Annotated in this window: 10 protein-coding genes; 2 read left to right on the plus strand and 8 right to left on the minus strand. The window is 68.7% G+C overall.

Features of this window, described 5'->3' with window-relative positions; translation table 11 throughout:
* Positions 1–9: 9 nt before the first annotated feature.
* From KOE53_RS11245 to KOE53_RS11255, 3 genes are read right to left on the minus strand one after another with little or no spacing between them, the layout of a single operon-like run.
* Positions 10–1407, minus strand: a complete 1398-nt coding sequence (locus tag KOE53_RS11245; protein ID WP_188058559.1) for an MFS transporter — start codon at positions 1405–1407, stop codon at positions 10–12.
* A gap of 60 nt (positions 1408–1467) precedes the next feature.
* Positions 1468–4101, minus strand: coding sequence for an ATP-dependent helicase (locus KOE53_RS11250; RefSeq protein WP_188058560.1), 2634 nt, complete (start codon positions 4099–4101; stop codon positions 1468–1470).
* A 36-nt stretch (positions 4102–4137) separates the two neighbouring features.
* Positions 4138–5217, minus strand: a complete 1080-nt coding sequence (locus tag KOE53_RS11255; RefSeq protein WP_188058561.1) for a glycerophosphodiester phosphodiesterase family protein — start codon at positions 5215–5217, stop codon at positions 4138–4140.
* A 114-nt stretch (positions 5218–5331) separates the two neighbouring features.
* On the opposite strand from KOE53_RS11255, the gene KOE53_RS11260 reads away from it, so the two are divergent.
* Together KOE53_RS11260 and KOE53_RS11265 are read left to right on the plus strand one after the other, a co-directional pair.
* Positions 5332–6156 (plus strand): Bax inhibitor-1/YccA family protein, encoded by an 825-nt coding sequence (locus KOE53_RS11260; protein ID WP_188045700.1) that lies wholly within the window; start codon positions 5332–5334, stop codon positions 6154–6156.
* Positions 6157–6180: 24 nt separating this feature from the next.
* Positions 6181–7209, plus strand: coding sequence for a nitronate monooxygenase (locus KOE53_RS11265; RefSeq protein WP_188058562.1), 1029 nt, complete (start codon positions 6181–6183; stop codon positions 7207–7209).
* A 267-nt stretch (positions 7210–7476) separates the two neighbouring features.
* On the opposite strand, the gene guaA is transcribed toward KOE53_RS11265, so the two are convergent.
* The 5 genes from guaA to KOE53_RS11290 form a co-directional block, all read right to left on the minus strand.
* Positions 7477–9060 carry a glutamine-hydrolyzing GMP synthase gene (guaA, locus tag KOE53_RS11270; RefSeq protein WP_188045702.1) on the minus strand — a complete coding sequence of 528 codons (1584 nt, stop codon included), beginning with the start codon at positions 9058–9060 and terminating at the stop codon, positions 7477–7479.
* The gene (locus KOE53_RS11275; protein ID WP_188045703.1) at positions 9057–9554 is read right to left on the minus strand and encodes a DUF3817 domain-containing protein; all 498 of its coding nucleotides are present in this window, start codon (positions 9552–9554) and stop codon (positions 9057–9059) included. The genes guaA and KOE53_RS11275 overlap by 4 nt, the downstream gene beginning before the upstream one ends.
* 10 nt (positions 9555–9564) lie before the next feature.
* Positions 9565–10446, minus strand: a complete 882-nt coding sequence (locus KOE53_RS11280) for an SURF1 family protein (RefSeq protein ID WP_251364313.1) — start codon at positions 10444–10446, stop codon at positions 9565–9567.
* 124 nt (positions 10447–10570) lie between these two features.
* A complete protein-coding gene (locus tag KOE53_RS11285; RefSeq protein WP_188058563.1) occupies positions 10571–12325 on the minus strand; it encodes a glycerol-3-phosphate dehydrogenase/oxidase in 1755 nt (584 codons plus the stop codon).
* A 39-nt stretch (positions 12326–12364) separates the two neighbouring features.
* Complete coding sequence (locus KOE53_RS11290; RefSeq protein WP_188045705.1) at positions 12365–13486, minus strand: GuaB3 family IMP dehydrogenase-related protein; 1122 nt, start codon at positions 13484–13486, stop codon at positions 12365–12367.
* Between the last annotated feature and the right edge of the window lie 25 nt (positions 13487–13511).

Here is a 13511-nt window from a genome sequence, read left to right on the forward strand (position 1 = left end):
CGTAGCGCCTCAGCCCGCCCCCACTGCGTCGGGCTCCCCCGACGCGACCGGAACCGACTCCCGCTGGCCGGCAAACTGGTGCGACAGGATCCGGTACGACCGGGTCGCGAACGCCAGCCCGCCAACGACGATCATGGCGACCCCGGTGAACAGGAAAACGAGCGCGATCCCCCGCGCGTCTCCCTCGCCCAACAGCCAACCCCACCGGTCGCCCCCGGCGTCGGTGCGCATATACGGAATGACCCAGAACTGCGCGATCGGGGCGATCAGAAATGACGTGATCGGGGCCGCCGAGAACTCGAGCGCGGTCGCGGCGCCGAAGACGCGCCCCTGCTTGTCGAACGGCACCACCTTCTGAATCACCGTCTGCTCGGCCGCCTCTACCGCGGGCACGAGCGCCATGTACAGCCAGATTCCCCCGGCATACAGCCACCACGACTCGCGGATCGTGAAGACCGCCCCCAGCAGCCCCATCGCGATCACGACGAGCAACATGGTGCGGATGGGGTTTCTCCCCAGGCCCCTGGCGGCGATGATCGCGCCGCCAATAATGAAGCCGGTCGAGGCGACGCCGAGCACGATCCCCCAGATCTGCACGTCGAAGAGTGTCAGCCCGTACGGGTCCATGAGCGCCATATAGACGCCGCCGATGAGGTTATTGAGCGTCGCGAACAGGATCAAGGCGAAGAGCCCGGGCACCGCACGAATCGCGGCCACCGCTCCGCGAACGTCGATCGCCTGGGCTCCGGCCACCCGCTCGGGTTTCGCCTCGGGCACCCGAATGAGCACGAGATGGAGGAGCGGGAGGGCGGTCAGGACAATCGAAATGATCAGCGTCCACCCCATCCCGAGGAACCCGATGGAGAGGCCAGACAGCACGCTCGTGACGACGAAGGCGAGGCCCTGCACCGTCCCGACGAGTCCGTTGGCGTTCGCGTGCCGCTCGACCGGCACGAGCAGGGTCACGGTCGTCGACAGCGCGATGTTGCGGAGGTTCTCGACCACCGCCCCGGCCAGGATGATCGTGGAGAAGATCCAGAACAGCGGGCCGCCGAGGTCGAGCATCGCCGACTCCGGCTGAGTGAAGAAGAGCAGGGCCGCCGTGAGGAACGCGACGAGGGTGACCAGCGCGGAAAAGACCATGACTCGTTGCTTGCGATGCCGGTCGACGACGGTGCCAAACACCATCCCGAAGATCGCGAGCAGCAGCAAGTATGCGCCGCCGATGATGCCGGTCGCGAGCACCGACAACGTCTCGAGGTACACCCAGAACACCAGCGCAAACCAGAGAAAGCTCGTCGTAATGTTCGCGAGGGCCGTGTTGATCAGGACGTGCAGGAAGATCCGCGACCCACCCGGAGGAGGTGGGGCGGCATCCGTCACGACTGACTCTGGCTCTACGCCCATGTTGCAACGATACGCCGGGATGCGACCGATCGCGAGGGCCCCGGGGGCCGAGGGCGCCGCCTAGTCCTCCGCAGCAACCTTCGTGATCGGTGCGAGCTTCACCAGCAACTTCCGCTCGCCGACCGAGTCGAACATGACGTGCGCGACCCGCTTGGTACCGACACCGGTCACCGCGTCGACGCGCCCCTCGCCGTAGTCGTCGTGCAGGATCCGGTCGCCCGGCACCAGCTCGAGGTCACCGTTGTCGCGTATCGAGCCGACGATCGTGTTCGGGAAGCCGCCGCCGGCCGCCTGCAACGCCTTCGCGGCTTCCTTGCGCTCGCGCCACTTGTCGAGCGCTGATTGCATATTTCCGCTCGCGGGCTCCGAGATCGCGGCAGATCCGCGGCCGCCCCCGCCGAAGCTGACGGGCGAGTCGGCGTTTCGGCTTGTCGCCCCGCCCGAGCGCGACCAGCCCGATCCGCCCGATCCGTTGAGGGCCCGCGGCTGTGTGCCGCCGTGCGAGGTGACCTCGCCGGGCGACTGGCGCCAATCGATGAGCCCCTCGGGGATCTCCTGCAAAAAGCGCGAGGGCAGCGCCACGGAGACGTTGCCGAACTGCGATCGCGTGCTCGCCAGCGAGATGAAGAGCCGCTCGCGCGCCCGGGTGATGCCGACGTACATCAGTCGGCGCTCCTCCGAGACGCCGCCGACCTCGTCGACGGACATCTGGTGCGGCATCAGGCCTTCCTCAACCCCGGTCATAAAGACGACGCGGTATTCGAGGCCCTTCGCGGTGTGCAGCGTCATGAGCGAGACCGTGCCGCTCGTGTCGTCGAGGTCGTCCGCCGCGGCGACCAGGCTCACCTCGGTGAGGAACTCTACGAGACCCGCGCCCGGGTGCTGCACGTCGTACTCACGGGCCACGGCGACGAGCTCCTCAAGGTTCTCGGCGCGCGCCTCGTCCTGCGGGTCACGGCGCGAACGCAGTTGCTCGATCATCTGCGTCTCCGACAGGATCAGTGAGAGCACCTCGGCGACCGGGGCCGGCCGTTTGCCCGCGCCGGGGCTCAGCGTCTCCTCCGACGCCGGGTCGGCCGCCGCCGGCTCATCGATGGGGCCGGCAGGATCCTGCCCGGTGGCCGGCGTGCCCGCCGCCATCTGCGCCGCGCGCTCAAGCAGCTGCCCGAGCTCGAGGATCGCGCCGCGCACCTTGGGCCCGAACGATAGCTCGTCGACGCGCAGCATCGCCTCGTGGAACGAGATCTGCTGCGCCTCGGCGAAGTTCGCGAGCTGCGCCTCCGCCATCGGGCCGATGCCGCGCTTGGGAACACCGAGCAGACGCGACCAGGCGATGGGGTCGTACGGGTTCATGACGCTCGTCAGGTACGCCATCGCGTCCTTAATCTCGGCACGCTCGTAGAACTTTGTGCCGCCGAGCACCCGGTACGGGATGGCCGAGCGGATGAGCAGCTCCTCCAGCGCCCGCGTTTGCGCGTTGGTGCGGTAGAACACCGCCATGTCCTGGTAGTCGATGGCGCCGCCGCTCGGACGGTGCAGCGACTCGATCTCCTCGGCAACGAAGCGCGCCTCATCGTGCTGCGAGTAGCCGGTGAATCCCACGATCGCGTCGCCGTCGCCTGCGTCCGTCCAGAGCTTCTTGTCCTGGCGGTCGAAGTTGTTGCCAATCACGGCGTTCGCGGCGCTCAGGATGTTCTGCGTCGAGCGGTAATTCTGCTCGAGCTTGATGACCTCTGCGCCCGGGAAGTCGCGCTCGAACTCGACGATGTTGCGAATGTCAGCGCCGCGGAAGGCGTAGATCGACTGGTCGGAGTCGCCCACGACGGTCAGGCTCGCCGCGGGGATGCGACCGGAGTCGTCAAGCTCCGCTGGGCGGGCGGGCGGCATGAGCCGTTCGACCTCCTCGGGCTCTACGGGCCGTGTGAGCTCGCGGATCAGCGAGTACTGCGCGTGGTTCGTGTCCTGGTACTCGTCGACCAGCACGTGCCGGAAGCGGCGCTGGTACACCGCCGCCACCTCGGGGAACGTGCGGAACAGATGCACTGTCTGACCGATGAGGTCGTCGAAGTCGAACGCGTTGGCCCGGCGCAGCTCGCGCTCGTAGCCACGGAAGATCTCCACGAACAGCCGCTCGCGCGGGTCCGCCTCGTTCGCGGTGCACGCGTACGTATCGGCGTCGGTGAGCTCGTTCTTCAACCGAGAAATCTTCGAGCCCGTGTTCGCGGGGGTGAAGCCGTACGTGTCGGCGTCGAGGTCCTTGATGAGGCGCTTGAGCAGCGCGCGCGAGTCGGCCGAGTCGTAGATCGTGAACCCCGACACGTAGCCGAAGCGCTCTGCTTCGCGTCGCAGGATCCGCACGCAGGCCGAGTGGAAGGTCGAGATCCACATGCCCTCGGCACCCGAGCCGAGCAAGACCTCGGCGCGCTCGCGCATCTCGGCGGCGGCCTTGTTGGTGAAGGTGATCGCGAGGATCTGGCTCGGCCAGGCTTCCTTGCTGCGAATCAACCCGGCGATCCGATGCGTCAGCACCCGGGTCTTCCCCGAGCCGGCACCCGCCACGATCAGCAGGGCGGGGCCCCGGTAGGTGACCGCGCGTTCCTGGGGCGGGTTGAGCCCAGCGGTCAGCGGATCTGCCCCGGGTGCGGGGTTGCCGGCTGGCTGACCGGAAGGGTCCAGAAGTTCGAAGGTACTCATCGGCTCCAGTCTACGATCGAGCACCGACAGGCAGCTCTACGTGGCGTCCATACTCTCGCGCGCGGCGACGCCGAGGTCCGGGTGATCGACGAAGATTCCGTCGACCCCCGATTCCAACACGAGGCGGAACTCGCCCGGCCAGTCGCCCCACATCGCGGCCTCCCCGCCACGGGGCACCGTCGCCATTCCCCTCGGGCGAAAACGAGGGTTCAGGAACCGGTTCTCCGGGCGCAGGGTCCAGACAAAGACCCCAAGCCCTCGCCGGTGCGCCCGCTGTACGAGGTCGGTCGTCCCGTTGGCGAACCCGCGACGGGCGACACTGAGCAGATCGGCCTTCGCGACGCTGATCCCGTCGACACGGCCCACCAGCCAGTCGAGGCCGTCATCACTGCGGTACCAGGAATACGGTCGCGCAGCACGTCCGTTCAGCGCGCGGTCGTCGGGCGGCGACCCCTCGGTCTCGGTCAGAAAGATGAACTGAGCGGCGGCCCCAACAGCCCGCAGGCGCTCAAGCACCCCGAGTTCGAAGCACTCGATGATGAGTCGTTCGGGACGGTCCGCCCACCCGCTCGCGTCGAGCTCGGCTCGCAGGAGCTCGTCGAGGGGCAGGCCGATGCCTGCGAAGTAGTGGGCGTGCTTGATCTCGACGACGACTGCCAAAGGACGCTTGCGTGCGGCACTCTCTTCATCGATGATGGCGAGCACGTCGCAAAGGCGCAGGATCCTGCCCTCGCCGTCGTAGTCGGCGTTGTCGGGGCGGGTCTTGCGCAGCCGCTCCCTCGTGGTGAGGGTCGACAACTCGGCCCAGGTGAAGTCCTCAGTGAACCACCCGGTGAGCTTGACGCCGTCGATCTTCTTGGTCGTGCGGCGACGCGCGAACTCGGGGTGATCAGCGACATCGGTCGTCCCCGAGATCTCGTTCTCGTGCCGTACGACGAGCACGCCGTCGCGCGTTGCGACGACGTCGGGCTCGACCGCGTCAGCGCCGAGCTCGAACGCGAGTCGGTACGCAGCCTCAGTGTGCTCCGGGCGATACCCGGGGGCGCCGCGATGCCCGATGACGAGCGGGCGGCCGAAGCCGTCCCGCAGCGCTGAAGAAATCCGGGGGTTCGGCATGCGTCAAGCCTATCGCCGCGGGCGAACACCCGACTAAATCCCAGCCGCCAGGGCGCCCCTTTTCGATAGGCTGAGAGGGCCCTCCGGCCGCAACGACCAAAGGACCACCTGCTCATGAGCAACCCCGCCCTTACCAGCAACCCGGCGCTGAACGGCAAGTCCCTCAGCGCTGAGGAGCTTCGCCGCATCTACGACCAGCCCGCAGCGCAGGTTGAGCGCCCTGGCGTCGACGCCGCACAGGCTCCCGCCGCTCCCGTCATCCTGCCCTCAGACGACCCCATGACGATGGAAGACTCGATCGCCAAGACGGCGGCCCTCTTCGTCACCGTCGTAGCCTTTGCCGCGGTCGGCTGGATGTTCCTGCCGCAGCTGATGCTGCCCGCAGCGATCGTCGGCCTCGTCCTGGGGTTGGTGAACGCGTTCAAGAAGGAGCCGAACGTCGCCCTAATCTTCGGCTACGCCGTCGCACAGGGCCTCTTCCTCGGAGGCCTCTCCAGCTTCTTCGAGGCACAGTGGCCCGGCATCGTCTCGCAGGCCGTCATCGGCACCCTCTCGGTGTTCGGTGTCACCCTGCTGCTGTTCCGCAGCGGCAAGGTTCGCACCAGCCCCAAGATGACCAAGATCGTGCTCATCGCGATGGTCGGCTACCTCGTCTTCTCGGTCCTGAACATGATCCTCATGATGACGGGTGCCGTCACTGACCCGTGGGGCGTTCGCGGTGTCGAGGTTATGGGTATTCCGCTCGGCGTGATCATCGGCCTCCTCGCCGTGTTCCTCGCGGCCTACTCGCTGGTCATGGACTTCGAGTTCATCCAGAACGGCGTCCGCAACAAGGTGCCCCGCCGCTACGGCTGGTCTGCCGCGTTCGGCCTGATGGTCACGCTGATCTGGCTCTACGTCGAGATCCTGCGCATCCTCGCGATCCTGCGCGGCGACTAGCCACATCCGCGGGAGCTGACTGAGATGTTCGATCTGCGTTCACTTCCCGCACCCATCATCGCCGCGCCCATGGCCGGCGGCCCGACGACTCCCGAGCTCGCCGCAGCGGTTTCCCGCAGCGGCGGGCTCGGTTTCGTTGCGGGCGGCTATCTCACCGCAGCCGAGCTGCGCTCACGGTTTTCCCGCGCGCGGGAGCTCGCGGGGCCCGGCGCCCTCGGCATCAATCTGTTTGTCCCCGGGCCCACCGTCATCGACGAGGAAGCCCTCGAGGACTACGCGGCGCGGCTCGCTCCCTACGCGGCGGCGCTGGGCGTCACGCTCGAGCTGCCTCGGGTCGGGCAGGACCGCGAAGACTACGAGGCGAAGCTCGCGCTAGTCGGTGAGCTGGCGCCCGAGGTCGTCTCCTTTACGTTTGGCTGTCCCACGCCCGATACCCTGGGCTGGTTGCGCGCGCAGGGCATCTGTACGAGCGTCACCGTAACGACCCGCGCCGAAGCAGAGGCCGCCCTCTCCGCCGGGGCCACCTCGCTCACGCTCCAGGGACCGGACGCAGGGGGCCACCGCGGCACGTTTGACCAGATGGCCGTGCCCGACGCGACGCCCCTCGCCATACTGCTCGACGACGTGCTCGCGACGGCCGGGCACACTCCCGTGATCGCCGCTGGCGGCATTTCCTCCCCCGCTGCGGTCGCCGCGGTGCTCTCGGCGGGCGCGGTCGCCGCCCAGCTCGGCACGGCGTTCCTGCTCGCCGACGAGGCGGGCACGCACGCTGTGCACCGTACGGCGCTGGCCCTCCCTCACGAGACCGCGCCGACGCGGGTCTTCTCGGGCCGCTACGGGCGAGCGCTCGTCACCGAGTTCGCCTCCGCGATGGACCTGTTCGCCCCGGCGGGCTTCCCCGAGATCCACTCCCTCGTGGCGCCGCTGCGCGCCGCGGCCCTTGCGAGCGACCACCCCGAGTTCGCCTGCCTCTGGGCCGGAACGGGCTTCGCCGAGGCGATTGCCGCACCGGCGTCCCGCATCGTGGCGGCGATGATGCCGCCCCGCGACTAGGGCGGATCCTGCCCGGGGCAGGTCCTCGCGTCGCACGGTCCCCGTGCGCCGCACCCCACACCCCACACGCCCCACGCCCCACGCCCCACGCCACACGCCCGGCGAATCATGCCGGAAATGCGAATCTTTCTGCACGGCTCAGGCCCGTTCATTCCGACATGATTCCCGTTTCCGACATGATTCCCGCCCGGGCGATGCGGCGCGGTCCCAGAGACGCAAAACGGGGGCGCCGAAGCACCCCCGTTTTGCTGACCTACCTCAGTAGGGCTACTCCCACTCGATCGTTCCCGGCGGCTTCGACGTGACGTCGAGCACCACTCGGTTCACCTCGGGCACCTGGTTCGTGATCTTGTTCGAGATCCGCGCCAGCACGTCGTACGGCAGGCGCGTCCAGTCGGCCGTCATGGCGTCCTCGGACGAGACGGGGCGCAGCACAATCGGGTGACCGTATGTGCGACCGTCGCCCTGCACGCCCACCGAACGCACGTCGGCGAGCAGCACGACCGGGCACTGCCAGATCTCGCCATCGAGGCCCGCCGCGCTCAGCTCGGCGCGAGCGATCGCGTCGGCCTCGCGGAGGATCTCGAGGCGGTCACGGGTGACCTCTCCGACGATGCGGATGCCGAGGCCGGGGCCGGGGAAGGGCTGGCGCCCCACAATGGCCTCGGGCAGGCCGAGGTCGCGGCCGATCTGGCGCACCTCGTCCTTGAAGAGGGTGCGCAGCGGCTCGATGAGCTCGAAGTCAAGGTCCTCGGGCAGCCCGCCCACGTTGTGGTGCGACTTGATGTTCGCGGTGCCGGATCCGCCGCCGGACTCGACGACGTCGGGGTAGAGCGTGCCTTGGACGAGGAACTTGACCTTCTCGCCCTCGGCCTTCGCCTCGGCGACGAGGTCAAGCTGGACCTTCTCGAACGCGCGAATGAACTCGCGGCCGATGATCTTGCGCTTCTCCTCGGGGTCGGTGACGCCGGCGAGGTGGCCGAGGAACGTGTCCTCGGCATCAACCGTGATGAGGCGGACGCCCGTCGATGCGACGTAGTCCTTCTCAACCTGCTCCCGCTCGCCCTTGCGCAGCAGCCCGTGGTCGACGAACACCGCCGTCAGCTGGTCACCGATTGCGCGGTGCACGAGGGCCGTCGAGACGGCCGAGTCAACGCCACCCGACAGCGCCGAGATGACGCGGGCGTTCCCCACCTGCGCGCGGATGAGCTCGATCTGCTCGGCGATGACGTTGCCCGAGTTCCAGTCTGAGGGGATCTCCGCGACGTCGTGCAGGAAGCGTTCGAGCACCTGCTGACCGTGCGCCGAGTGCTTGACCTCGGGGTGCCACTGCACGCCGTACAGGCGGCGCTCGGCGCTACCGAAGGCGGCGACCGGGGTGACCGCGGTCTTCGCAAGCACCTCGAAGCCCTCGGGCGCCTGCTGCACGGCGTCGCCGTGGCTCATCCAGACGTTCTGCGCAGCGGGGCCGTCGCCTAGAATCGCGCCGCCGCCAGCGATGATCTCGGCGTCAGTCGCGCCGTACTCGCGGTCGCCGGTGTTGCCGACCTTTCCGCCGAGCGCGCGCGCCATGACCTGGAAGCCGTAGCAAATGCCGAGCGTCGGGATGCCGAGATCGAAGATCGTCTCGTCGAACGCCGGTGCGCCGTCAGCGTAGACGGACGAAGGGCCGCCCGAGAGCACGATGCCGAGCGGGTTCTTCTCGGCGACCTCGGCGGCCGTGATGGTGTGCGGCACCAGCTCGGAGTACACGCCGGCCTCGCGCACGCGGCGCGCGATCAGCTGCGCGTACTGCGCTCCGAAGTCGACCACGAGCACTGGGCGCTGCGCGGTGTGAGGGGTCTGGGTCATGAACGGCCTTCCGGGGTCGTGGGGGCAGCAATCGGAATCTGGGGTGCCTCGGCGGCGAGAGCCGCTTCCCGGCGGGCGAGATCGGCGTTGACCTCGCGGACGACGCGTCCCTCCATGATGAAGGACAGAAACGGGACGACGCCGCCGAGCGCGAGCACGAGGAAGCGCCAGAACGGCCAGCGCATCGGGCTCCACAGCATGAAGTTGCTGATCAGGTAGACGACGTAGAACCAGCCGTGGGCTACGAGAAACGCCTTGAACAGGTTGAACCCGGGCCGCACGAAGGCCTCTTCTTGGCCCTCGGGCACGATCGGCATGAACTCAGCGAAGCCGTTCGGCGTGAAGAGGAACAGCTCGACCTTGAAGGCGTACTTCATCACCATGACCGCGCAGAGCAGCAGCAACATGGTGCCGGTGATGACCGAGGTCACCTTGTACACGCTCAGAGCCTTGCGGATGCGCGGGAAGTCGGCGGGTTTGGGCTGAAGTGCCATGAGGTCCATTCTACGGCTGGCTGGGGGGTGCAAATTTCGGGGCAGGATCCGCGCCGGCGCCGATGCCTGCCGCGGTCTCTTCAGGCGAGCCTGCCGCCTGGTCTTCAGCCTCGGCGTCGATCGCGAGCTGGTCGAGTTCCTTCTCCCAGGCATCGCGCGTGATCCGGTACCAGAAGAAGAGCGCGAAGCCCGCGAACACGACCCATTCGAGCGCGTAGAAGAGGTTGAGCCAGTTGACCGTCTCCTCGGGCAGCGGCGGCACGGAATTGATCTCCGCAAGCCCGCCCTCGGGCGTGTGCGACACCAGGTACCCGGCGAACACGGGCCCGTCGAATTCGGCCCACAGGTTCGCGAGCTGCGCCGGCATCATGGTGCGGAGCACCCATGGATCCTGGTCTGGCTTCGGGACGACCGGTCCCTCCGCGGGCATGTACCGGCCCTCGAGCTCGACCGGCGCAAGATCCGCGACATCGATCTTTGCGAGCGCGCGCTCGGCGCCCTGCGTGTCCGGTGCCCAGCCGATCGCGACCGACAGGTGGCTGGCGGGACTGTCGTCGGTGACCAGGTGGCCCACGACCCAGGCGCCCGTCTTGCCGTCGTTGACCCGGTTCTCCACGACGCGGAAGTCGCCGGGTGCGAAGGTGCCCGAGACCGTGACCATACGCCCTGCGGCGGTGTCATTCACGGGAGTGCCCGGGCGGTTGAGCTCCTCGATGGCGAGCGGCGTCTCGCTGTCAATCGCCGAGTCAGAGTTGATCTTGACGGCGTGGCCCATCTGCCACTGCGCCAGCCCGGCGAAGCCGCCGCCGACCAGCAGTGCAAGCAGCAATGCGCCGATCCAGCGGGGCCGCCGCATCACCTGACCGAGCGTGGGTGCCGAGGTGCGGCTCATGTAATCGGGACTCCTGGACGAAAGAGGAATGAGTCCAGCCAGTCTACCGAGCCCAGAATGGGCTTTTCCTGGTGGTCGGCGAAGCTCGGTGCGAGCGAAACTCGGCAGGATCCCGGCGCGCGCGTTAGGGGGTACCGAGCGCGGGCGCGCCGGGCTCCGTCGCCTGCAGCCGCACGCGGTCGGCGTCCGCGTCGGTGAGCTGATCCTGGCTCGCCCGCTCGGCGGCGACCCGCTCCAGGTATCGTGCCGTCTCAAGCTCGATCCGTGCCTCATCCCAGCCGAGCACGCCACCCATGAGGCGGGCGGCGACCGGTGCCGCCGCAATGCCCCGGTCCCAGGCCTCGATTGAGACGCGGGTGCGCCGCGCGAGTACGTCGTCGAGGTGCAACGCGCCCTCGTGGCTCGCCGCGTAGACGACCTCGGCGGCGAGATAGTCATCGGCCCCGGGCAGCGGCTCGCCGAGTTCGGGGCGCTCGCCGATGAGGTCGAGGACCTCGTTCGTCAGCGAGCCGTAGCGGTGCAACAGGTGCTCGATCCGCGCCGGGTGCACCTGGAACGCGCGCGCCACGCGGGCACGACGGTTCCAGGCGGCCCGGTACCCCTCAGCGCCCAGCAACGGCACGTCCTCGGTGATCGAGGCGGGGGTACGCCCCTCGAGGGCGTCGACCGCGGCGTCGATCGCGTCCTTCGCCATGACGCGATAGGTCGTCCATTTCCCGCCCGCGACCACGACGAGTCCGGGGACCGCGTGCGCGACGATGTGCTCGCGCGAGAGCTTCGACGTGTCGTCCGACTCACCCGACAGGAGCGGTCGCAGCCCCGCGAAGACGCCCTCGACGTCGTCGCGGGTCAGCGGCACCGCGAGCACCGCATTCACGTGCTCGAGCAGGTAGTCGATATCGGCGGCGGTCGCCGCAGGGTGGGCCTTGTCCAAGTCCCAATCGGTATCGGTCGTGCCGATCAGCCAGTGCCGCCCCCAGGGGATGACGAAGAGCACGCTCTTCTCAGTGCGCAGGAGCAGCCCGAGCTTCGACTGGAAGCGGTCGCGCGGCACCACGAGATGCACGCCCTTAGACGCGCGGACCTTGAACTGTCCGCGCTCCCCCACCATCGCCTGGGTGTCGTCGGTCCAGACGCCGGTGGCGTTCACCACCTGCTTGGCGCGGATCTCGAATGTCTCGTCCGTGACGAGGTCCCGTGCGGTCACGCCGACGACGCGCTCTCCCACCTTGAGAAACCCCTCGACCCGCACCCGGTTCGCGGCGTGCGCCCCATAGGCGGCGGCGGTGCGGGCGACCATCGCGACGTAGCGCGCGTCGTCGACCTGGCCGTCGGAGTAGCTGAGGCCGCCCCGGAACGCGTCCTTGCGGAGCCCCGGCGACGCGCGCCGCAGCTGCTTCCGCGACAGGTGGGTGTGGAACGGGACGCCCGGGCCTCGCCGGCTCGTCCGCGCGAAGAGGTCGTAGAGCAGCATGCCGGCGCCGACATAGACGCGCTCGAAGACCGGCTTGGTGAGCGGGTACAAGAAGCGGACGGGATGCACGAGGTGCGGGGCGATGCGCTGCAGCAACAGGCCGCGTTCGATCAAGGCCTCGTGCACCAGCCCGAAGTTGAGTTGCTCGAGGTAGCGGATCCCGCCGTGCACGAGCTTCGACGAGCGGCTCGAGGTGCCCGACCCCCAGTCGCGGGACTCTACGATGCCGGTCGAGAGCCCCCGGGTGACGGCGTCGAGCGCCGAGCCCGTGCCGACGATGCCGCCTCCGATGACCAGGACGTCGAGCTCGCGCTCGGGATCCCGCAGCGCCGCGATGGCGGCGGCACGCTCCTCCGGGCCGAGTCGCAGTGTCCGACTCGCTTCTTGAGTTCTCTTCCGACTCATGCCGCCCCCTTCAGGGTCTCCGGTGGAGCGTGACGCCCGCTAACGCTGCGCGTGCACGATGTCGACGCGCTGGAACTCCTTGAGCTCCGAGTAACCCGTCGTGGCCATCGCACGGCGCAGCGCGCCGATAAGGTTCGCCGTTCCGTCCGCGACGTGCGCGGGGCCGTTCACAATCTCCGCGAGCGGCGCGACCGCGCCGACGCGCACGCGCGTGCCACGGGGCAGGTCGTCGTGGTGAGCTTCCTGGCCCCAGTGCCAGCCGGCGCCCGGGGCGTCGGTGGCGCGGGCAAGGGCCGAACCCAGCATGACCGCATCTGCGCCGCAGGCCACGGCCTTGATGAGGTCGCCCGAGGTGCCGAGGCCACCATCGGCGATGACGTGCACGTAGCGCCCGCCCGATTCGTCGAGGTAGTCGCTGCGCGCGCCCGCCACATCGGCGATCGCCGACGCCATGGGTGCGCGGATGCCGAGCGTGGCGCGCGTGGTCGATGACGCGCCGCCGCCGAAGCCGACGAGCACACCGGCCGCGCCGGTGCGCATGAGGTGCAGCGCGGCCTGGTACGTCGCGGCCCCGCCGACGATGACGGGCACGTCGAGCTCGTAGATGAACTTCTTGAGGTTCAACGGCTCGCGGTCATCGGTCGAGACGTGCTCGGCCGAGACGGTGTTGCCGCGAATCACGAACAGGTCGACGCCCGCGGCGATCACGGTGTCGGAGAACTCGGCCGTCCGGTGTGGCGACAGCGCGCCGGCGACGGTGACCCCGGCCTCGCGGACCTCGCGGAGGCGCTCCTGGATCAACTCGGGGCGGATGGGCGCGCTGTACAGCTCGCGCATGCGCTTCGTGGTCTCGACGCCGTCGCCGAGCCCGGCAAGCTCGTCCAGCAGGGGCTGCGGGTCTTCGTGTCGGGTCCACAGGCCCTCGAGGTTCAATACCCCGAGTCCACCGAGGCGTCCCAGCGCGATGGCGGTGGCCGGCGACATCACCGAGTCCATGGGCGCACCCAGCACGGGGATGTCGAAGTGGAAGGCGTCAATACCCCAACTGGTCGACACCAGCTCGGGGTCCCGAGTGCGTCGGGTCGGCACAATGCCGATTTCGTCGAAGGTGTACACGCGGCGGGCCCGCTTGCCGCGGCCGATCTCGATCTCGTTGCTCACACATCGAGTCTATCCGGTGCCGCAG

The organism is Leucobacter sp. CX87 (assembly GCF_018682295.1).
Lineage (GTDB): Bacteria > Actinomycetota > Actinomycetes > Actinomycetales > Microbacteriaceae > Cx-87.